25 protein-coding genes and 5 tRNA genes are annotated in these 21,395 nt (G+C 36.4%); 23 read left to right on the plus strand and 7 right to left on the minus strand.

Annotated features, from left to right (window positions below):
• Window positions 1-19: 19 nt before the first annotated feature.
• Window positions 20-568 carry a CDP-diacylglycerol--glycerol-3-phosphate 3-phosphatidyltransferase gene (gene pgsA / locus A1D26_RS04350; RefSeq protein ID WP_157402858.1) on the minus strand — a complete coding sequence of 183 codons (549 nt, stop codon included), beginning with the start codon at window positions 566-568 and terminating at the stop codon, window positions 20-22.
• Window positions 569-728: 160 nt separating this feature from the next.
• On the minus strand, window positions 729-1,277 hold the full coding sequence (locus A1D26_RS04355; protein WP_157402859.1) for a hypothetical protein: 549 nt from the start codon (window positions 1,275-1,277) through the stop codon (window positions 729-731).
• Window positions 1,278-1,342: 65 nt separating this feature from the next.
• On the opposite strand from A1D26_RS04355, the gene A1D26_RS04360 reads away from it, so the two are divergent.
• From A1D26_RS04360 to pfkA, 18 genes are all read left to right on the plus strand, one after another.
• Window positions 1,343-2,197 (plus strand): thymidylate synthase, encoded by an 855-nt coding sequence (locus tag A1D26_RS04360; protein WP_157402860.1) that lies wholly within the window; start codon window positions 1,343-1,345, stop codon window positions 2,195-2,197.
• A 73-nt stretch (window positions 2,198-2,270) separates the two neighbouring features.
• Window positions 2,271-3,242: an aminodeoxychorismate synthase component I gene (locus A1D26_RS04365; RefSeq protein ID WP_157402861.1), complete on the plus strand. Its 972-nt coding sequence runs from the start codon at window positions 2,271-2,273 to the stop codon at window positions 3,240-3,242.
• The gene (locus tag A1D26_RS04370) at window positions 3,220-3,822 is read left to right on the plus strand and encodes an aminotransferase class IV family protein (protein WP_157402862.1); all 603 of its coding nucleotides are present in this window, start codon (window positions 3,220-3,222) and stop codon (window positions 3,820-3,822) included. The genes A1D26_RS04365 and A1D26_RS04370 overlap by 23 nt, the downstream gene beginning before the upstream one ends.
• 123 nt (window positions 3,823-3,945) lie before the next feature.
• Complete coding sequence (gene recA / locus A1D26_RS04375) at window positions 3,946-5,046, plus strand: recombinase RecA (protein WP_157402863.1); 1,101 nt, start codon at window positions 3,946-3,948, stop codon at window positions 5,044-5,046.
• 62 nt (window positions 5,047-5,108) lie between these two features.
• Complete coding sequence (recX, locus tag A1D26_RS04380) at window positions 5,109-5,558, plus strand: recombination regulator RecX (protein ID WP_157402864.1); 450 nt, start codon at window positions 5,109-5,111, stop codon at window positions 5,556-5,558.
• Window positions 5,548-5,868, plus strand: a complete 321-nt coding sequence (gene yqfB / locus A1D26_RS04385) for a N(4)-acetylcytidine aminohydrolase (RefSeq protein WP_157402865.1) — start codon at window positions 5,548-5,550, stop codon at window positions 5,866-5,868. Before recX ends, yqfB begins: the two co-directional genes overlap by 11 nt.
• Window positions 5,855-6,400 (plus strand): DNA topoisomerase family protein, encoded by a 546-nt coding sequence (locus tag A1D26_RS04390; RefSeq protein WP_157402866.1) that lies wholly within the window; start codon window positions 5,855-5,857, stop codon window positions 6,398-6,400. Before yqfB ends, A1D26_RS04390 begins: the two co-directional genes overlap by 14 nt.
• Complete coding sequence (locus A1D26_RS04395; RefSeq protein ID WP_157402867.1) at window positions 6,400-6,954, plus strand: Sua5/YciO/YrdC/YwlC family protein; 555 nt, start codon at window positions 6,400-6,402, stop codon at window positions 6,952-6,954. The genes A1D26_RS04390 and A1D26_RS04395 overlap by 1 nt, the downstream gene beginning before the upstream one ends.
• 2 nt (window positions 6,955-6,956) lie before the next feature.
• Window positions 6,957-7,775, plus strand: coding sequence for a shikimate dehydrogenase (gene aroE, locus A1D26_RS04400; RefSeq protein ID WP_157402868.1), 819 nt, complete (start codon window positions 6,957-6,959; stop codon window positions 7,773-7,775).
• Between the two features lie 165 nt (window positions 7,776-7,940).
• Window positions 7,941-8,017, plus strand: a tRNA-Met gene (locus tag A1D26_RS04405).
• Window positions 8,018-8,020: 3 nt separating this feature from the next.
• Window positions 8,021-8,105 (plus strand) — tRNA-Leu (locus tag A1D26_RS04410).
• Window positions 8,106-8,129: 24 nt separating this feature from the next.
• Window positions 8,130-8,204, plus strand: a tRNA-Gln gene (locus A1D26_RS04415).
• Between the two features lie 49 nt (window positions 8,205-8,253).
• Window positions 8,254-8,328 (plus strand) — tRNA-Gln (locus A1D26_RS04420).
• A 114-nt stretch (window positions 8,329-8,442) separates the two neighbouring features.
• A complete protein-coding gene (gene ubiK, locus A1D26_RS04425; RefSeq protein ID WP_157402869.1) occupies window positions 8,443-8,700 on the plus strand; it encodes a ubiquinone biosynthesis accessory factor UbiK in 258 nt (85 codons plus the stop codon).
• A 28-nt stretch (window positions 8,701-8,728) separates the two neighbouring features.
• A complete protein-coding gene (gene pgi, locus A1D26_RS04430) occupies window positions 8,729-10,369 on the plus strand; it encodes a glucose-6-phosphate isomerase (RefSeq protein ID WP_157402870.1) in 1,641 nt (546 codons plus the stop codon).
• Between the two features lie 72 nt (window positions 10,370-10,441).
• Window positions 10,442-11,122: a thermonuclease family protein gene (locus A1D26_RS04435; protein ID WP_157402871.1), complete on the plus strand. Its 681-nt coding sequence runs from the start codon at window positions 10,442-10,444 to the stop codon at window positions 11,120-11,122.
• A complete protein-coding gene (locus tag A1D26_RS04440; protein WP_157402872.1) occupies window positions 11,119-12,312 on the plus strand; it encodes an aminotransferase class V-fold PLP-dependent enzyme in 1,194 nt (397 codons plus the stop codon). Before A1D26_RS04435 ends, A1D26_RS04440 begins: the two co-directional genes overlap by 4 nt.
• A gap of 129 nt (window positions 12,313-12,441) precedes the next feature.
• The gene (gene pfkA / locus A1D26_RS04445; RefSeq protein ID WP_218958674.1) at window positions 12,442-13,407 is read left to right on the plus strand and encodes a 6-phosphofructokinase; all 966 of its coding nucleotides are present in this window, start codon (window positions 12,442-12,444) and stop codon (window positions 13,405-13,407) included.
• Window positions 13,408-13,496: 89 nt separating this feature from the next.
• Here the strand turns inward: pfkA and A1D26_RS04450 are convergent, their stop codons facing one another.
• Both A1D26_RS04450 and A1D26_RS04455 read right to left on the minus strand, forming a co-directional pair.
• On the minus strand, window positions 13,497-14,375 hold the full coding sequence (locus tag A1D26_RS04450; RefSeq protein WP_157402874.1) for a hypothetical protein: 879 nt from the start codon (window positions 14,373-14,375) through the stop codon (window positions 13,497-13,499).
• 332 nt (window positions 14,376-14,707) lie between these two features.
• Entirely contained in the window at window positions 14,708-15,295 is a 588-nt protein-coding gene (locus tag A1D26_RS04455; RefSeq protein WP_157402875.1) for a YajG family lipoprotein, read from the minus strand.
• A gap of 79 nt (window positions 15,296-15,374) precedes the next feature.
• On the opposite strand from A1D26_RS04455, the gene A1D26_RS04460 reads away from it, so the two are divergent.
• Together A1D26_RS04460 and A1D26_RS04465 are read left to right on the plus strand one after the other, a co-directional pair.
• The gene (locus A1D26_RS04460) at window positions 15,375-15,686 is read left to right on the plus strand and encodes a BolA family protein (RefSeq protein WP_157402876.1); all 312 of its coding nucleotides are present in this window, start codon (window positions 15,375-15,377) and stop codon (window positions 15,684-15,686) included.
• Between the two features lie 111 nt (window positions 15,687-15,797).
• Window positions 15,798-15,887: transfer RNA gene (locus A1D26_RS04465), tRNA-Ser, on the plus strand.
• A gap of 133 nt (window positions 15,888-16,020) precedes the next feature.
• On the opposite strand, the gene A1D26_RS04470 is transcribed toward A1D26_RS04465, so the two are convergent.
• Window positions 16,021-16,389 (minus strand): copper resistance protein NlpE, encoded by a 369-nt coding sequence (locus tag A1D26_RS04470; protein WP_157402877.1) that lies wholly within the window; start codon window positions 16,387-16,389, stop codon window positions 16,021-16,023.
• A 33-nt stretch (window positions 16,390-16,422) separates the two neighbouring features.
• Window positions 16,423-16,731, minus strand: coding sequence for a DciA family protein (locus A1D26_RS04475; protein ID WP_157402878.1), 309 nt, complete (start codon window positions 16,729-16,731; stop codon window positions 16,423-16,425).
• Window positions 16,732-16,839: 108 nt separating this feature from the next.
• On the opposite strand from A1D26_RS04475, the gene secM reads away from it, so the two are divergent.
• The 3 genes from secM to mutT all read left to right on the plus strand — a co-directional run bounded on the left by secM (window position 16,840) and on the right by mutT (window position 20,474).
• Window positions 16,840-17,178, plus strand: coding sequence for a secA translation cis-regulator SecM (gene secM, locus A1D26_RS04480; protein ID WP_157402879.1), 339 nt, complete (start codon window positions 16,840-16,842; stop codon window positions 17,176-17,178).
• Window positions 17,179-17,267: 89 nt separating this feature from the next.
• On the plus strand, window positions 17,268-19,976 hold the full coding sequence (gene secA, locus A1D26_RS04485) for a preprotein translocase subunit SecA (RefSeq protein WP_157402880.1): 2,709 nt from the start codon (window positions 17,268-17,270) through the stop codon (window positions 19,974-19,976).
• Between the two features lie 96 nt (window positions 19,977-20,072).
• Window positions 20,073-20,474, plus strand: a complete 402-nt coding sequence (gene mutT / locus A1D26_RS04490) for an 8-oxo-dGTP diphosphatase MutT (protein WP_157402881.1) — start codon at window positions 20,073-20,075, stop codon at window positions 20,472-20,474.
• Between the two features lie 14 nt (window positions 20,475-20,488).
• On the opposite strand, the gene rsmA is transcribed toward mutT, so the two are convergent.
• Complete coding sequence (gene rsmA, locus A1D26_RS04495; protein ID WP_157402882.1) at window positions 20,489-21,355, minus strand: 16S rRNA (adenine(1518)-N(6)/adenine(1519)-N(6))-dimethyltransferase RsmA; 867 nt, start codon at window positions 21,353-21,355, stop codon at window positions 20,489-20,491.
• Between the last annotated feature and the right edge of the window lie 40 nt (window positions 21,356-21,395).

Consider the following 21,395-nt stretch of genomic DNA (forward strand, 5'->3'; position numbering starts at 1 on the left):
CGCTTGTTAGCAATCATTTCTATGATTTCAACAAACTACCTTTAGAAGCTTTCAAATATTGTAGCATTGACCAAATAGTGAGTACCGTAGCAATATAAAGCAGAATAAATGCAAGGACTTCCATCGTAAAACTCTGACGCCACAATAACCCGCCTAAAGCAAACATTTGTGCTGTTGTTTTGACTTTACCCCAAATAGAAACCGCCACACTGGCTCGTTCACCAATTTCAGCCATCCACTCACGCAACGCAGAAATAATAATCTCACGAGAAATCATTACAATGGCTGGAATAGTAATCCACCAAGTATGGTAATGTTCAACAACACAAACTAAGGCTGAAGCAACCAATACCTTATCCGCCACAGGATCTAAAAATGCCCCTAAACGTGTCGTTTGATTCCACTTACGAGCTAAATAGCCATCAAACCAATCGGTTACAGAGGCAATAAAAAAGATAAAGGTAGTGATTTCCGCTGAATAAGGAATAGGAAGATAAAAAGATAAAATAAAGAGTGGAATGAGTACAACTCTAAAAATAGTTAAATAAGTTGGGATATTCAGTTTCATTATTCTTATTCAATCTTAGGTAATTAAGAACATTCTAGTAGATTGGCTAAAAATAAGAAAGCGTAGACGGACACTTTTTCGTGATTTTTTGCAAAAGTTTTTGGAATAAATATTTTAGCGAGAAAATTTAGGGCAGATTAAATCTGCCCTGATATTTAAACTATTTTTTAGACGATTTTGTTTTACTTTTTTTCTGCTGATCCGCTTCGATTTGCTCTACACATAGGTGGAGAATTTGTTCCGCACCTTTTTTGATATATTCATCATCACGTACTTTACCTTTTTGTAAGTCTAACATCGCATCGTGAATACCTTGTGTAATACTTTTCGGTTCAACAAAAGACCAGCATTTAGGGCTTAAACGGTTTGAATTTGCTTGCAATTCAGAGGCATATAACACACCACTATAATAAGCATAAACATTGTGATCTAACATTCTATTCAATAAACTCGCTCGAATTTGTTCAATAGGTAAAGTTACCTTTTTGTTATACCAGTCATCTACACCGTGCATAAAAGAATCAATATCATAACTTTGGTTTACACGATCTAAATAAGTTTGAGCTGTTGCACCATAAGCAATAGCATAAGATTTTCGATCAACTTCCGATTCTGAAAGACGTTTCCAACCACTTGTTTTACTTGCACCGCAAGCGACTAACACGAAAATAGTTGAAATAACGAAAAAAGACTTTAATAAAGATTTCATATATACTCCTTAGTCATTTTATAAAGGCTAGCTTCATTCTACCGAATAACAGATGGGATTACTATATGAAACAGTATTTAGATTTATGCCAACGAATTGTTGAACAAGGCAAATGGGTTGAAAATGAACGCACAGGCAAAAGATGCTTAACCGTTATCAATGCTGATTTGACCTATGATGTAGCTAATGGAGCCTTTCCTCTCGTAACTACTCGGAAAAGTTTTTGGAAATCCGCTATTGCTGAATTATTAGGCTACATAAGAGGCTATGACAATGCAGCTGATTTCCGTCAGTTAGGCACAAAATCGTGGGACGCAAATGCTAATGAAAATACTGTTTGGTTAGCAAATCCTTACCGAAAAGGCGAAGACGATATGGGCTTAGTTTATGGTGCTGTTGGGCGTAATTTCCCCAAAGCAGACGGAACAGGTTCTGTTGATTTACTTCGTCAAATTGTTGATGACTTACAACGTGGTATTGATAATCGTGGTGAAATTTATACATTCTATCACCCTGGTGCTTTCCATATGGGATGCCTAAGACCTTGTTTACACAGCCATCATTTTTCTTTACTTGATGGCGTACTTTACTTAAACAGTACTCAACGCTCTGCAGATGTGCCTTTAGGGTTAAACTGGAATATGATTCAATGTTACACCTTTCTCGCATTGATGGCTCAAATTACAGGACATCAAGCAGGTCAAGCTTTTCATAAAATTGTGAATGCACATATCTACGAAGATCAACTTGATTTAATGAAGAATGTACAATTAACGCGTACACCTTTTGCATCGCCTAAATTAAAAATCAACCCTGATATTAAGACTCTTGAAGATTTAGAAACTTGGGTAACACTCAACGATTTTGAAGTCGAAGGTTATGAATACCATCCAAGTATTCAATATCCATTTTCAGTGTAAAAGCAAATTACATAAATTATTTAAGTCGAACTTATGAATTAACAAGACTGTATTTACAAGATTATTTATTCCTATGCAACATTTTATCCAAACCGCTAATCATTTTGGTAAAAACAGAATACCATTTTTCTTTTTGATCGATTTTGAGCAAAAAAAACCGCTTATCTACCCGCTTGATCAAGCTATTTCTGAAGGTGTTTGGTTCGATTTTGGAAAAATAGTGAATAAACCAGCCTTACCAACCACTTCTAAAACGTTTGAATTGGCTACTTTGCCGATCAATTTTCAACAATATCAATCCGCTTTTGAATTAGTTCAGAAAGAAATTCAAGCGGGTAATAGTTATTTATTGAATTTGACTGTGCCAACAGAAATCAACACAAATTATCAGTTAGATGAAATCTATTTAAGTAGCCAAGCAAAATATAAATCACGTTTAAAAGATCAATTCGTCTGTTTTTCTCCTGAGTGTTTTATTCGCATTCAACAAAATAAAATTTATTCTTATCCAATGAAAGGCACTATCAATGCAAATGAAAATAATGCTAAAGAGAAATTAATAAACTCACCAAAAGAGTTTACTGAACACAATACTATTGTTGATTTAATTAGAAATGATCTGGCTTTAGTTGCTAAATATATCCAAGTAACAAAATATCGATATATCGATAAAGTAGAAACTCATCGTGGTTCAATATACCAAACTAGCTCTGAAATTTGTGGTGAATTAGATGAAAATTGGCAAAATAATGTAGGAACAATATTATCAACCTTATTACCAGCAGGCTCAATTAGTGGTGCTCCCAAATTAAAAACTGTTGAAATTATTCAACAAGCAGAGCAACAAGAACGTGGCTACTACACAGGAATATTCGGCTATTTTGACGGCGAAAACCTAGATAGTGCAGTTGCCATTCGTTATATTGAACAGCAAGGAAATAAACTTATTTTCCGTAGTGGTGGCGGTATTACTGCACTAAGTCAATTAAATGAAGAATATAATGAAATTTTAGAGAAAGTGTATGTACCAATATCCACTCTTTGAAACCTTAGCGGTTATTAACGGAGAGTTTAATCATTTATATTATCATCAGCAACGTGTTAATAATGCTTTTTTGCATTATTTTCAATCTGAATGTCGCTTAGATTTAGCAAATATAGATATTCCTGATGAGTTTAAACAAGGATTTTCACGTTGCCGAATAGATTATAACCAAGAAAATTATAAGATAAATTTTTACCCTTATACACCAAAGAAAATTACGCAATTTAAACTGGTTTATACACAAAATTTAGACTATCAATTTAAATATAGTGATCGCAAGCGGTTAGATTTACTCAAAAATAAGCAAAATGATGAAATCATTATTATTAATAATGGATTGGTTAGTGATTGCACTATTGGTAATTTACTCTTTTTAAAAAATGATAAATGGTATAGCTCACATCATTATTTATTAAAAGGAACGCAATTAAACTATTTATTAGATCTAGGCGAAGTAAGCCTAACTAAAATCACCGCAGATGATATTTGGGCTTATGAAAAAATAATGATGGTTAATGCCTTAAATCCCTTTGATTTAGAAAGGGCAATTACCATCAATTCATCAACCATCTTAAAGTAGTTTTACGATCGAGATCGAAAAATTTCTAAAAAAGACTTGAAACTGTATATTCAAACAGTATAATGCACGCAAATTTTGGCAGATAGCCGTTATACCCATTTTGAATGATAAAGGAATCCATCTATGGCAGAGAAAAAATCAACACCAACAGTCGTAAAGCACACAGAACCAGAAAGTAAAGAAAAAGCACTAGCTGCCGCCCTTGCTCAAATTGAAAAGCAATTTGGTAAAGGTTCAATTATGAAATTAGGTGATACACAACAACTCGACATTGAATCTGTTTCAACTGGGTCAATCGGACTTGATCTTGCCTTAGGGATTGGTGGTTTACCTATGGGACGTATTGTTGAAATTTTCGGGCCTGAATCTTCGGGTAAAACAACACTTACCCTATCTTTGATTGCACAAGCACAAAAAACAGGAAAAACCTGTGCTTTTATTGACGCAGAACATGCACTCGATCCTGTTTACGCAAGAAAATTAGGTGTAGAAACAGATAAACTACTCATTTCTCAGCCAGATAATGGTGAACAGGCCCTTGAAATTTGTGATGCTTTAGTACGCTCTGGTGCTGTTGATGTTATTATCGTGGATTCTGTTGCTGCTTTAACACCTAAAGCAGAAATTGAAGGTGAAATGGGTGATTCTCATATGGGTTTACAGGCTCGCTTGATGTCTCAAGCATTGAGAAAATTAACTGCCAACATTAAAACAACCAACTGCTTAGTTGTGTTTATTAACCAAATCCGTATGAAGATTGGGGTAATGTTTGGTAACCCAGAAACAACAACGGGTGGTAATGCTTTAAAATTCTATGCATCTGTTCGCCTAGACATTCGCCGTTCAGGTGTTGTAAAAGATGGAGAAGAAATTTTAGGTAGCGAAACAAAAGTAAAAGTAGTGAAGAACAAAGTTTCTCCGCCATTCCGAGTTGCTGAATTTGATATTATGTACGGTGAAGGTATTTCAAAAGTAGGTGAAATTCTCAATCTTGCAGTTGCCCACGATCTTATTAAGAAATCTGGTGCTTGGTTCTCTTATGAGGGTGAAAAAATTGGTCAAGGTAAGAATAATGCGATCAAATGGCTAAAAGACAATACTGAACAAGCGGATAAAATCGAACAAACCATTCGTGAATTGCTCATTGCTAATCCTGATAAAACGCTTGCACCACTAGCAGAGAGTGATGATAGCTCGGAAGATCAATTTGAAGAAGAACTTTAAATCACACTAATGCGGTTTATTTAAACCGCATTTTTATTAGCTAGGCGAATTAAATCGAATCTATGGCAAAAATAAAATCTACGGCTCTCCAATATCTCATTTACTTACTTTCAAAACGAGATTATAGCGAAGTAGAACTTCGTCAAAAACTCATATCAAAAGAGTTTGAAACAGAGGAAATAGATGATGCAATCAACCAAGTACAAGAAAGAAATTGGCAAAGTGATGAACGTTTTTGCTCTCATTTTATTCGCTATCGTTCACAACAAGGTTATGGGCCTAACCGACTGAAATTTGAGCTAAAACAAAAAGGAATTAAAGATTGGCTAATTAGCCAAGAACTTGAAAATTGTGAAATCGATTGGTTTGAACAAGCTGAAATACTTTTTAATAAGAAACGTCCAATAAATTGGGATATCAAAGGAAAGCAGAAAATCTGGCGATATATGTTAAGCCGTGGATTTAATAATTACCATTTTAGTCATTTAATGGAATTAGATTATGACGAATAAAATTACATTCTTTAGCCGTTTTGAAGCCGATATTGTTGCAGGCAGAAAAACAATTACTATACGGGATAAAAGTGAATCATATTTCTTACCGAATCAACAGCTTGATGTTTTTACCCTTGAAACTGACCGCTTATTTGCAAAAATCTCTGTAAAATCAGTAACACCAATTACTTTTGAAGATCTTAATGATTTACACGCTAAACAAGAAAATATGTCATTAGATGAGTTAAAAGATGTAATTCGTAGCATCTACCCAAGTGAAGATCATTTTTTTGTTATTGAATTTGAATTGATTGATGAGCCTATTTAAATCCACTAAACACACAGAATATTGCCCACAATGCCAATCTGCGTTAAAAATTAAGCGGGGAAAGCAAGGGCTGTTTTTAGGTTGCAGTGCCTACCCTGAATGTGATTATTTAAAACCGTTACAACAACATAATCACGTCATTAAGGAACTGAATGAAATTTGCCCTGAATGTGGTGCTTTATTACAACTAAAGCAGGGGAATTTTGGAATGTTTATTGGGTGTAGCGAATATCCTGAATGTCATTTTACTGTTCACGATGAGCCAGAAACTCAAGCCAATATCTTATGCCCTGAATGTAAAACGCACCAACTCGTTGAACGTGTTGGGCGTTCAGGAAAACATTTTTACGGCTGTTCCAATTATCCGCATTGTAAATTTACATTAGCCAGTAAACCAACTGAAATGACTTGCCCAAACTGTCATTATCCCTTAGCTATTCAGAAAAAAATACGGGGAAAATTTATGTGGCAATGTGCTAACCGAACCTGCCAACATTTATACGAACAAGAGAGTAACCAAGAAGAGCTATAATGTATTCATTCAATTCAATCGTTGAGCAATTAAAACAAGATCAAGTGGTGGCTTACCCAACCGAAGCAGTATTCGGATTAGGTTGCAACCCACAAAGTGAAATTGCAGTCAGAAAATTATTGGCATTAAAACAACGCCCCGAAGAAAAGGGGTTAATTTTAATCGCTCCACATAAAGATTTTTTCTTACCTTACATTGATGAAAGCAAATTATCCGCTATTGATTGGCAACGCTTTGAGCAAAAAACAGAGAAAGCGATTACGTGGATTATGCCCGCTAAATCTTCCGTTCCAAAGTACTTAACAGGAGCATTTGACACAATTGCCTTACGTTTATGCCAAGTGCCTGCCGTAGTTGAACTGTGTAACAATGTTGGTTTTGCCTTAACTTCTACAAGTGCCAATTTAACCAGTTTACCGCCTTGTAAAACAGCGGAGGAAGTTCGTTTACAATTCGGTAATGATTTTCCTGTATTAGATTGGCAAACAGCAGGTAATTCAAATCCATCCGAAATTCGTGATATTTTTACTCAACATATTTTTAGACAGGGCTAACTATGAACCAATATGCAGTATGGGGCAATCCAATCGCCCAAAGTAAATCTCCACGTATTCATCAACTATTTGCAGAACAAACGCAAAAAAGCCTGAACTATTCAGCAAAATTAGGTGATGAACAAGATTTTGAGACTCAACTCAAGCAATTTTTTGCCGATGGTGCAAAGGGAGCGAATATTACGGCGCCATTTAAAGAAAGGACTTTTGATCTTGCTGATGTACATAGTGAAGCTTGTTTACAAGCTGAGGCTTGCAACACACTAAAGCATTTAGAAGATGGCCGTCTCTATGCCGACAATACTGATGGCTTAGGCCTAGTTAGTGATCTTAAACGTCTAGGTTGGCTAAACCCAAATCAGCATATTTTGATCTTAGGTGCAGGTGGAGCAACAAAAGGGGTGCTATACCCTCTATTACAAGCCAAACAGCAAATCACGCTGTATAACCGAACACCTGAAAAAGCGGTTAGTTTGGCTGAAAAATTTGCAAAATTTGGAAAAATTCAAACCGCTTATTTAGATGAGATTGCAGATGAAACTTTTGATTTAATTATCAATGCAACCTCATTAGGATTACAAGGTAAATATGTTGAATTACCTCGCCAGTTGATGATACAAGCCAATATTTATGATATGCAATATGCAGTAAATATGAATACACCATTTCTGCAATATGCTCGATCTCAAGGGGCGAAATCAGTGCAAGATGGTCTTGGAATGTTAGTTGGACAAGCAAGTTATGCCTTTCAACTTTGGGAAGATATATTACCTAATGTAGAACCTGTTTTGGAAAGATTGAAACAAGAAATGAATAAATAGTGTAGCTAACCCATTATAAAACAACTATTTTTGTTGTTTTTTTTATCAATCTGCCGAATCTCTACGCAAATAAAGCGAAAAGAATAATTTTTCTAAAAAAGTATTTGACGAGTAAAGACTAAATCAGCATAATACGCCCCGCAAAGCCGATATGGCACGCAAAATGGCTACATAGCTCAGCTGGTTAGAGCACAACACTCATAATGTTGGGGTCGCAAGTTCGAATCTCGCTGTAGCCACCATTTGCGGGACTGGCGAAATTGGTAGACGCACCAGATTTAGGTTCTGGCGCCGAGAGGTGTGTGGGTTCAAGTCCCTCGTCCCGCACCATTATGGCTTGCAAAATAAAACGACTGGAGTATCGCCAAGCGGTAAGGCACTGGGTTTTGATCCCAGCATTCCTAGGTTCGAATCCTAGTACTCCAGCCATCTTATTTAAAACAATTCAAATAACTAACTTAGGTTAGTTTTTTTATTTTGGAGTATCGCCAAGCGGTAAGGCACTGGGTTTTGATCCCAGCATTCCTAGGTTCGAATCCTAGTACTCCAGCCATTCTTTTTATCCTTGATTTATCTCACTTTATAACATAATTTTCCGATTATCTGCTTTAGTTATCCGCTAAAATTATTTAAAATTAAGATCTGTTTTATTCAAGAGATACACAATATGCTTAATCCAAAAAATTTAGAATCAATCGCTCAGCAATTACACAATGTATTACCACAAGGGCTAAAAAATGTAGGTAACGATTTAGAAGAAAAATTCAAGCAAATCTTACAAGCTCAACTTGCCAAATTAGATGTTGTGACTCGTGAAGAATTTGATGTGCAGTCCCAAGTGCTACTCCGTACTCGTGAAAAATTAAATGAATTAGAAAAACGCTTAGATGCACTTAACGAGCAAAAATCAACCTCTCAAAACTAATTTTAAACTTAGCTTAAAGGACATTAATATGCAAAAAATTAACCCAACTCAAACTTTTGCGTGGAATGCGTTAGAGCAACATAAAAATGAAAATCTAACAATTACACAGCTTTTTGCCGAAGATCCAGAGCGTTTTAAACACTATTCATTGTGTTTTGAAGATCAAATTTTAGTCGATTTTTCTAAAAATGCCATTAACCAACAAACCCTCTCATTATTGCGTCAACTTGCTGATGAATGTGGTTTGAAATCAGCCACTTATGCAATGTTTAATGGCGAAAAAATCAATCGCACTGAAAATCGTGCAGTTCTTCATACTGCACTTCGCAATCGTTCAAACACACCCGTTGAAGTTGATGGAAAAGATGTAATGCCCGAAGTCAATGCGGTATTGGCTAAAATGAAAGATTTTTGCCATCGAGTGATTTCAGGCGAATGGAAAGGTTACACTGGTAAGGCGATTACTGATGTAATCAATATTGGTATCGGTGGTTCGGATTTAGGTCCTTATATGGTGACAGAAGCACTACGTCCTTATAAAAACCATCTTAATATGCACTTTGTATCCAATGTTGATGGTACACATATCGCTGAAACTTTACGCAAAGTTAATCCTGAAACGACTCTAATTTTAGTCGCATCAAAAACCTTTACCACCCAAGAAACGATGACAAATGCTCTTTCAGCTCGTGATTGGTTATTAGCCTCAGCTAAAGATGAATCTGCTGTTGCAAAACACTTTGTTGCACTTTCAACGAATGCTAAAGAAGTTGCTAAATTTGGGATTGATACAGCCAATATGTTTGAATTTTGGGATTGGGTAGGCGGACGTTACTCACTTTGGTCTGCGATCGGCTTATCAATCGCCCTTTCTCTTGGCTTCGAACATTTTGAGCAACTGTTAGCAGGTGCTCATGCAATGGATAAACATTTTCTAAATAGCCCTATTGAACAAAATATTCCGACAACTTTAGCATTAGTTGGTATTTGGAATAGCAATTTCTTAGGGGCAGAATCAGAAGCTATTTTACCTTATGACCAATATATGCATCGTTTTGCAGCCTATTTCCAACAAGGTAACATGGAATCTAACGGTAAATTTGTAGGACGAGATGGTAAAGCAGTAACCCATCAAACAGGTCCTATTATTTGGGGTGAGCCTGGTACTAATGGACAACACGCATTTTATCAACTTATTCACCAAGGTACTAAATTGATTCCTTGCGATTTTATTGCCCCTGCTCAAAGCCATAATCCATTAGCAGATCATCATACAAAATTATTGTCAAACTTCTTTGCTCAAACAGAAGCGCTCGCTTTTGGTAAATCAAAAGACGTGGTGGAACAAGAGTTTTTACAAGCGGGTAAATCGCTAGAGGAAGTTGCAGAAATCGTACCATTTAAAGTTTTCACAGGGAATAAACCGACCAACTCAATTTTAGTGCAAAAAATCACACCATTTACTTTAGGCGCATTGATTGCAATGTACGAACATAAAATCTTTGTACAAGGCGTTATTTTCAATATTTATAGTTTCGACCAATGGGGTGTTGAGTTAGGTAAGCAACTTGCGAACCGTATTCTCCCAGAGCTAGAAAATAGTGAAGAGATTACTAGCCATGATAGTTCTACCAATGGCTTAATTAACCAATTTAAAGCGTGGCGATAATTCACCTAAAAGTAACATAAAATTTGCAGGGTGGGTTACCCCACTCTGCTGATTTTTATCTCGCATAAATGAATGAAAAAATACCTACTCGCACTATTTAGTTTACTCATTTTCACGCCTATTGCTTTTTCTGCTGAACGCCAAATTCAGTGTAAAGTTGTAGGAATTAGCGATGGCGATACCTTGACCTGCCTACTTGAACGAACGCCACTTAAAATTCGCCTACAACATATTGATGCTCCAGAATCTACCCAAGCATTCGGCAACCGAGCAAAACAAGCTTTGTCTCATTTAACGTTTAAGAAGAATGTGACTATCCATATTTCAAGTTATGATAAATACCAACGCATATTAGGTGTAATTTATGATGGTGATCGGAATATCAATCTCACCTTAATCGAAATGGGAATGGCTTGGGCATACCGTCAAACGCAACCTATTTACCAACAAGCTCAACTGCAGGCTCAAACAAATAAAATCGGTTTATGGCGAGATCCTAACCCTATCAATCCAGCAGATTGGCGATCAAGTAAGCGGTCAGATACCACACAAAATTTGCAAAAAATCCCTTATAACTCACCGCTTGGGATAGTTGATTGCAGTAAACAATTAAGTTGCAAAGAAATGGAAAGGCGTGGTTTTAGCTACGCTCAGGTTCAACAACATTACCAACAATGCAACTGGAAGGAACGTGACGGAAATAAAGATGGTATCCCTTGTAATCGACTTTATCGTAAGGCACAACAACGATGATAAATACACAATTTCGCCAACAATTCCCCTATTTCAAACAAAATGGCAACTGGACTTATTTAGATTCTGCTGCCACAACTTTAAAACCACAGATATTGATTGATGAAACTTGTCAGTTTTATCAATCAGCTGGGTCTGTTCATCGTAGCCAATATGATTTATCTCAAACTCAAGCCTATGAAAAGGCTAGAGATTTAGTCGCTAAACGTTTTAATGTCGTTACCCGAGAAGCTGTGATTTGGACAAGCGGTACAACTCACGCCATTAACATTATTGCTAACGGACTTGATGAACAAATTCAAACCGATGATGAAATCATTATTACCGTTGCAGAACATCACGCCAATTTTGTACCTTGGCAACAATTAGCAGAACGCAAACACGCAAAATTAGTGGTATTACCACTAAATGAAAATTATCAGTTAGAACCGACCGCTTTACAAAATGCCCTTTCCGAACGAACTAAAATTGTCGCCCTCAATTTAGTGTCAAATGTAACGGGTGTTCGCCAACCTGTTGAGGCTCTCATTCCGATTATCCGCCAATATACCGAAGCTAAAGTTATTCTTGATATAGCCCAAGCGGTCTGTTCTGAACAGGTTGATGTACAAAAATTAGATGCTGATTTTTACGCCTTTTCCGCTCATAAAATGTATGGCCCGACTGGCGTAGGTGTACTGATGGGAAAATCGCAAAGTTTAGCACAAATCAAACCGCTTATTTTTGGGGGAAAAATGCTCCAAAATGTGACAGAGCAACAGCTCACCTTAGCCGAATTACCTTATAGATTAGAAGCGGGAACACCAAATATTGCAGGTATTATCGGCTTTGGCAAAGTGCTTGAATGGCTAGAAACATGGGATTTTCAACAGCTTAACCAAGGTTTATATCATCTAGCTACTCAAATGCGTAAACGGTTAGAGAGCTACCCTAATATACAAATTCTAGGCAATGCAATTAGTCCAACGATGAGTTTTACTTTTAGTAACCAGCACCACGCAGATCTAGCAACAATTTTAGCCGAGCAAAAAATAGCATTGCGCAGTGGGGAGCATTGTGCCAAACCTTATTTACGCTATTTATCGAAAACAGGAACGTTACGCTTATCCCTTGCTCATTACAATATATCCGATGATCTTAACCAATTTTTTAATGCCCTAGATACTACGTTAGCAATTTTGCAAGATTAAGGCTAATCAGATCAAAAAATTATAGATTTTATAAATTTCTGCTAGAACGAAAAAGCGGAATAAGGTAATCTTTGCAACAGTTTTTATTTATTTTATAAGTTTAATTATTTTATTGATAAGGTGATTTTTATGGTTAAAAAAATTGCAGTTTTAACAAGTGGTGGTGATGCACCTGGTATGAACGCCGCTATTCGTGGTGTAGTGCGTGCTGCATTAAGCGAAGGCTTAGAAGTATATGGTATTCAAGATGGTTATTATGGTTTATATCACGATAAAGTGACTAAACTAGAACGCCGTTCTGTATCTGAAGTGATCAATCGTGGTGGAACATTCTTAGGTTCTGCACGTTTCCCGCAATTTAGAGATCCTGAAGTCCGTAAAAAAGCGGTGGAAACATTAAAGAAATATGAGATTGATGCGTTGGTTGTAATCGGTGGTGACGGTTCATATATGGGGGCAAAATTACTCACAGAAGAATACGGTATCGCCTGTATCGGCTTACCAGGTACAATTGATAATGATATTGTAGGAACAGACTATACAATCGGTTTCCAAACCGCATTAGAAACTGCACTAGAAGCTATTGACCGCTTGCGTGATACATCAACATCTCACCAACGTATCTCAATTGTTGAAATTATGGGACGCCACTGTGGTGATTTAACCATCAATGCTGCTTTAGCAGGTGGTTGTGAATACATTATCGTACCAGAAAAAGGGTTAGATAAAGAATCACTAATGCGTAACATTGGTCAAGGTTTTGAAAAAGGAAAACGCCATGCCATTATTGCGATTACTGAAATGATGACGAATGTTCATGAACTTGCAAAAGAAATTGAAGAAAAATTTGGCCACGAAACGCGTGCAACTGTATTAGGTCACGTTCAACGTGGTGGCGCGCCTTGTGCCTTCGACCGTATCTTAGCTTCTCGTATGGGCGTATATGCCGTTGAGCTATTACTCCAAGGTCACGCTGGACGTTGTGTCGGTATTCAAAACGAAAAACTGGTTCACCACGACATTATTGATGCAATCACCAATATGCGTCGTCAGTTTAAAGAAGAATTATTTGAAACATCAAGAAAGTTATTCTAGCGTTCAACCTCTAAATAAGTAAGGTGGTTAATCCACCTTACTCTTGCTAGATATAGCTACTAAGTATAGTACTATGAACTTAGAATCTACTATTTTATTCTTTTCCCAATTTCTCTGACTAAATAGCCTGTTCCTGGTATTGCATTTCCCGCAATTTCTGCTGCAACTTCTGTAATTCCTTCACGATTATTATGAAGAATATTTTTAATTGAAGTTAAAACATTATCTTTAACAACTTTTCCTGTAACACCATCAACTTCAATTTCTTTAACCTCATTCGTCTCAGTGTTGATATATTCGAAAATAAAAATAGGATGGTAATATAAATTGAACTTAGTGAACTGAACCAGATCTTTAAAATATTGTGTATTGTCAGTGGTAGATTCAGTTAATTTATAAAACTCACTGGTAATTTTACGTTCAATATTTTGTTTTGCTGGAGGAATTTTATCAGTTAAATCTAAATCATTTAATGACTGACTTGTAATCTCATCTGAAGAATCTTGATCATTTTCATGATATTCAATATAACTACGATATACGCTATCATTTGAAATTAATAAACCATTCGCATCAAAGATACGGCTAATACACTTTTTATAATGTGCAATCCCTACTGCTGGCACCTCAATACTTCTTTGATGGCTTGGATTTTTCACTTCATATATATTCCCATTAATAGTTAGTTGCTTAGTATTTTCCTCGTTAATGGGGATATTGAGTAGTGTTTGATATTCATAATCAAGAGTATGCGTTGCCTCAACTAACCAAAATGGCAAAAGATTACTTTTAACTCGTTGGAATTTTAACCCTGATTTCTTAAAAAGATTCATAATAGAATTAGTTTGAATACTTTTCCCAACCTCAGTAAATGCATCTTCTATAGAACAGTATTCTCGCAGCTCAATAATACTCGCTTCAATTCTTCGTACTTCTTGGCGTTGATTATCTATAAACTCAGTCGTCATAAACTATCTCCTTTGTATGTATGGTTATCTGTATAATTACAGTCTATCAAGCTCCAATTTACAAGTAAATAAAAGAGTAAATTACCTATCCTGATATTAAATACTTATTTTGGTAACTATATTTTAGGGGCTGTATTAGATTCACAGTTATGTTAGTCTAATACAGTCCAAAATCATTCTAACCAGGTAAAATAAGCAATAAGAAATCTGCCACACACCTACTCTAAACTAACAAGATCTTGCAATACATAATATGCGACAAAATAATTAGCCCCTTAAGTGTAATTAACATCCTAAGGGGCTCAATATTAATCAGTCAATTTACTGAATGACTACTTAAATTGATGAATAGCATTACCAACTTCATTATCATTATAAATAGATTGGATAGCGTCAGTATATGCCTGATTTAAAACGTTATGGATCTCTTTATTACTTGCTCCGAAAGCGCCTTCATAAGAACGAGAAGTACTGAAGTTTTTATTAAAATGACCTCTTGCCCCTTGCACTGCAATTTCAACATCAACATTAGCATTGACTTTATAACGTAAATTACCCTGTTCAACATCAGCAAAGAAACGTTTGACTTTCACAGTTACATTTGCATTTCCAGCACCTTGTACCACAGTAAACCCTTTACTATTTAGATTCTGTTGCATTGCCTGCTGAAATAAATGAGAAACCTGTGGTACAGCATTTAAACGAATAACATTACCGCTATCTGTATAATTTGCTATTTCTGCTGATGGACGTAAATCTTGAGTCATCACATTTACTAGCGCTGTTTGATTATTTGTATTAAACACTGCAGTCGGCGCAGGCACATTAAATGTCAACGTATTTGATTGATTTTGGCAACCTGCTAATACTGCTGTACCAAATAAAGAAACGATGAGCATTGCTTTTTGAGTGAGTTTCATAAAACCTTCCTTATATTGAGTAAATTATGGCTAAAGTATAGTATTATCTTACTAAATTTCCAATCATTCAGGAGAAACAATGTCTGTACAACAAACAATTATTCAAAAATTAACTGAACAATTCACACCGAGTATGCTACAAGTTGAAAATGAAAGCCACCGCCATAGCTCTGGACGTGGTGCTGAATCCCATTTTAAAGTCACTATTGTTTCAGCTGAATTCGAACAAATGCGTACACTTGCTCGTCATCGCAATGTATATCAATGCCTAGCAGATGAATTAGCGAATGGCGTACACGCACTAGCGCTACATACCTATACCCAACAAGAATGGCTTGAACAAGACGAAGTAGCACCCAAATCGACAAACTGTGTAGGACATGGTCACTAAATTTACAAACACTATACAAAACGGAAAAACTCCTTGATTAGTCAATTAAATTTTTGTATAGTTCTCATCAGTTTAGAAATGTGCATTTATATGCACATTTTTTATTGATTTGGTGAGATGTCCGAGTGGTTGAAGGAGCACGCCTGGAAAGCGTGTATATGGGAGACTGTATCGGGGGTTCGAATCCCCCTCTCACCGCCATTCAATAGTAATTTCATAGATAATTCCTTGTTAAATTTTTTATTTTCCCCAAACATTCCCTGTTTGGGGATTTTTTTATGTTAACCAGACAATCAATAAAAAAGGCAATATTTAATTGCCTAGCCATTCATACTTATTTTACTCTTTGCAACTTATAGTTACTTTTCGTTTTAACAGGGTTGCCATTTTCATCACAAACTTCAACATAATTATCCGTAACTAATAAAGTCAAATTACCTGAATTCGTTAGGCGAAGAACATTTGGTTTATTAGTATCCCAAATATAGTTTCCTTTTTCTATATAAGGATGCTGTTCTTTATTTTTGAAATAAACTGTGTTGTATTGATAAGTTTTATCTGAATTGAGCACAAGTTCAGCGTCAATTTTTTCACAATCTGCACAAGGTAAAGAACCTTTATAAGTACCAGATACGCTCTTTTGTGGCAGCAGTGAACAAGCACCTAACATTGTAGTAAAAGTGATTAGGGCTATTTTTTTCATTTTGATTTTCCTCTTTAATTTTTAAATATTCAATTAAACAGATTTAAAATTAGGATTTAGCTTTAATTCCAACTGTGTAATATGCGGGAAATCTGTTTGAATTAAATCTAATAACATTGATTGTTGTAATAAAAAGCCTTGTCGTATCGTGGCATTTTGAACCTCAATAACCAATAGATTATCGTATAAATTGATAATTCGGTAAACATTCCGATATTGCACTGGAAGAATCTGTTGGATTTTAAAATTTAATACATTGATTTCATTGCTACGTTGGACAAGCTTAGTCAGGCTTGAGTTCTCTAAAATGTCCGTAATATTTTTAAGTGGTTGAATTTTCATCTTTATTTACAATTATTACCCTTGTTTTTCTTAACTTCGCCACAATAATCTGCCCTATTCTACAAAAGTATCGTATAATAGGCATAGTTTTTTCGAGTTAATTTTATTATGGGTCTTTTTCGACAGTTTCATAAACCTGCATTTTGGTCGCAACTATTTTTAGGACAGTTGTTCTTAGGAATGATTGCGATTCTGACCGTACCTAATGCACAGTCAGCCTTAAATGAAACCGAACAAAGCACCATTGCAAATCAGCAAACTCTAACACTCAGTGATTTATCACAGACTCAATACAATGAAAAAGAACAAGTTTATTTTTTCATTGAACCACAATTTCCCTTAACTCTTATCGAAAAACAAGCGGTTGTTTTTTGTGAATTTTTTGCAAAATCATACCGCTTTGATGATATTGCTACCCCACCAATTCGAGCTGGACCTTACGCCTAATTTTTTCCAACTTGCTTTATTACAGTTTGGTATCTATTGATGCCACTCATTTCCCATTTTTAATACTATTTCTATTAGGAAAGAATTTTATGTTTACAAAATTAATGACTTCAATTTTTGGCAGTAGCAATGATCGCACTTTACGCCGTTTAAACAAACGCGTGGTGCAAATAAACAAATTAGAACCTGAGTTTGAAAAATTAACTGATGATGAATTAAAAGCTAAAACCGCAGAATTTAAACAACGTCTTGCCGAAGGGGCAACATTAGATAGCTTACTACACGAAGCATTTGCGACAGTACGTGAAGCTAGCAAACGTGTATTAGGAATGCGTCATTTTGATGTGCAGCTCATCGGTGGTATGGTGCTGACTGAACGTAACATCGCAGAAATGCGAACAGGTGAAGGTAAAACATTAACCGCAACGCTACCTTGCTACTTAAATGCCTTAACGGGTAAAGGCGTTCACGTTGTCACCGTCAATGATTACTTAGCTCGCCGAGATGCTGAAACCAACCGCCCATTATTTGAATTTCTAGGAATGAGCGTTGCAGTCAATATTCCTGGGTTGGCCTCTGATGAAAAACGTTCGGCTTATCAAGCAGATATTACCTATGCAACGAACAGTGAATTAGGTTTTGATTATTTGCGTGATAACTTAGCACATTCAAAAGAAGAACGTTTCCAACGCCCATTACATTATGCGTTAGTCGATGAAGTGGACTCAATCTTAATTGATGAAGCGCGTACCCCATTGATTATTTCAGGTCCAGCGGAAGATGCTACGCAAATTTACCAAGCGATTGATACCATCATTCCACACTTAATCGCACAAGATAAAGAAGATACGGAAGAATATACCGGTGAGGGCGATTTCACCTTAGATCTCAAAAGTAAACAGGCTCACTTAACAGAACGTGGGCAAGTGAAAGTTGAAGAGCTACTGATGCAGATGGGGTTAATGCACGAAGGTGAAAGCTTATATCACCCAGCTCGTATCAGCTTATTACATCACGTTTATGCAGCATTGCGAGCTCACAAATTATTTGAATTAAATGTGGATTACATTGTAAAAGATGGTGAAGTGGTCATTATTGATGAACATACAGGTCGTACAATGGCTGGCCGCCGTTGGTCTGACGGTTTACATCAAGCGATTGAAGCTAAAGAGAAAGTCAATATCCAAGGTGAAAACCAAACCGTTGCATCCATTACTTATCAAAACTATTTCCGCCTATACGAAAAACTAGCGGGAATGACTGGTACGGCAGATACGGAAGCCTTTGAATTCCAACAAATTTATGGCTTAGATACGGTAGTTATTCCAACTAATCGCCCAATGATTCGTGATGATAAAACCGATTTAATGTTTAAGAGCGAGCCTGAAAAATTCCAGGCTGTTATTAAAGATATTCAAGAGTGTATGGCGCGTAATCAGCCTGTACTCGTAGGCACAATTTCAATCGAAAAATCAGAAACGCTTTCTGAAGCATTAAAACAAGCAGGTATTTCTCATAAAGTGTTAAATGCAAAATTCCACGCTCAAGAAGCAGAAATTGTTGCTGATGCAGGTTATCCAGGAGCAGTAACCATCGCAACCAATATGGCAGGACGTGGTACAGATATTGTATTAGGCGGCAACTGGAAAGCTGAAATTGCTAAATTAGAGAACCCAACACCAGAGCAAATTGAAGCAATTAAGTCTGCATGGAAAGAGCGTCACGAAATCGTCATGAAAGCGGGCGGTTTACACATTATTGGCACAGAACGTCACGAATCTCGCCGTATCGACAACCAGTTACGTGGACGTTCAGGGCGTCAAGGTGACCCTGGTTCTTCACGTTTCTATCTCTCTTTAGATGATGCATTAATGCGTATTTACCTTAATGAGGGTAAATTAAATATGATGCGTAAAGCCTTTAGCGAAGAAGGCGAAGCGATGGAGTCTAAATTATTAACTAAAGTGATTGCTTCTGCTCAAGCAAAAGTAGAAGCACATAACTTTGATGGACGTAAGCAATTATTACAATATGATGATGTTGCAAACGAACAACGTAAAGCAATTTATGAACAACGTAATTACTTGTTAGAAAGTGATGATATTTCAGCGATGATCGACACTATTCGCAATGACGTATTCAATGCTGTTATCGATCAATATATTCCACCGCAATCTATTGAAGAAATGTGGGATATTCCTGCGTTAGAAAACCGCTTAAAACAAGAATTTGCAATGGATCTACCTATTGAACAATGGCTCAATGATGAAAAAGATCTTCACGAAGATACACTGCGTGAACGTATTATATCCTTAGCAAAAACGCAATATGCCGAAAAAGAAGCAATGGTTGGAGCAGAAATAATGCGTAACTTCGAAAAAGGCGTAATGTTACAGAATCTTGATGAACTTTGGAAAGAGCATCTCTCTGCAATGGACTATCTGCGTAAAGGAATTCATTTGCGCGGTTATGCTCAAAAAGATCCAAAACAAGAGTACAAGAAAGAATCTTTTGCTATGTTTACCAATATGCTGGATAACTTAAAATCTAATGTCATTAGCATTCTAAGCCGTATCCAAGTACGTAGCCAAGAAGAAGTAGAGCAAGCCGAACGTGAACGTCAGGCATTGGCAGAACAAGAATCTGCTCATTATCACGAAGAAAACAGTGAACAAGAAAATGCACTGGCAGAAGAACAAGATTTATCAAATCTGAATATCGGACGTAATGAGCCTTGCCCTTGTGGTTCAGGCAAAAAGTATAAGCATTGCCATGGCAATAAAGCCAAATATACTTAATAGCTAAAGTAAGCGGTCAGATATTGTAAAAAATTTGCAAGAAATGACCGCTTCATTTTAATCACTCTATGTTGATTTTCACGATTAGGAAAGGAAATGACAAAAAAGCAGATACAAGTTGCCGCAGGTATTATTCGTAATGAATTTGGGCAGATTTATCTCACTCAGCGTTTGGAAGGACAAGATTTTGCACAATCGTTAGAGTTCCCAGGTGGAAAAATTGAGACCGATGAAACACCAGAGCAAGCATTAAAAAGGGAATTAGAAGAAGAGATCGGTATTGTTACCTTAAGTGCTTTACCATACGATCATTTTCATTTTGAATACCCGACGAAGACTATCGAATTCTTTTTCTATTTAGTTGAAGAGTGGATTGGAGAACCTTTTGGGCGAGAAGGGCAAGAAGGTTTCTGGATCCATCAATCAGAGCTGGAAGAAGGTCAATTTCCCCCAGCTAATGCTAATATAGTTAATCGTTTAAAACACGAAATATACTAAGCAATTCTTGAGGACTAAGCGTCCTCAAGATCGTCAATTTCTACTTTTTCCACTTCTGGTGGGCTGTCGTATAACCAATTCGCTAAACGAGCATAATCAGCTAAAGCAAGATTTTCTGCTCGAGCATTTAAATCAATTCCTAATGATTCCAGCTGTTCTGCACTAAATAGTGTGGAAAGAGCATTACGCAAAGTTTTACGGCGTTGGTTAAAGGCTTGTGTCGTCACTCGATTTAACCAATAAATATCTTTTACTGGGTGTGGTAGTTGCTTATAAGGCACAAGTCTTACTACGGCAGAATCCACTTTAGGTGCTGGTTTAAATGCTGATGGTGGCACTTCTAACACTGGCATTACTTGGCAGTAATATTGTGCCATAATGGTTAAACGCCCATAAGCTTTACTGTTAGGTGCAGCACACAAGCGTTTTACGACTTCCTTTTGCAACATAAAGTGCATATCTTGTACAAGATCGTGGAATTTAAACAAGTGGAACATCAATGGGGTAGAAATATTGTAGGGTAAATTTCCGAAGACTCGTACACCTTGACTATCTGTTAAATCTAGCTCTTCAAAATATTCTCTAAAATTAAAACGTAACGCATCTTGCTCAATAATCGTCAGTTTATGATTTAAAAATGGGTGATGACGTAAACGCTCTGCTAAATCTCGGTCTAATTCGACCACAGTTAGTTTATCCACTAACTCTGCAACAGGTTCAGTTAGCGCCCCCAAGCCTGGACCAATCTCTAAGAGATACTGTCCATTTTGTGGATTGATTGCGGCAACAATATTATGAATTACATTTTGATCGTGCAAAAAGTTTTGCCCAAAGCGTTTACGAGCGGTATGCCCTAAATGTTTTTTTGAATTTGAACTCATAGATTTCCTAATTTAAGCGGTAGGATTACCGCTATTTTTT

It is taken from the genome of Ursidibacter maritimus, from assembly GCF_009761395.1.
Lineage (GTDB): Bacteria > Pseudomonadota > Gammaproteobacteria > Enterobacterales > Pasteurellaceae > Ursidibacter > Ursidibacter maritimus.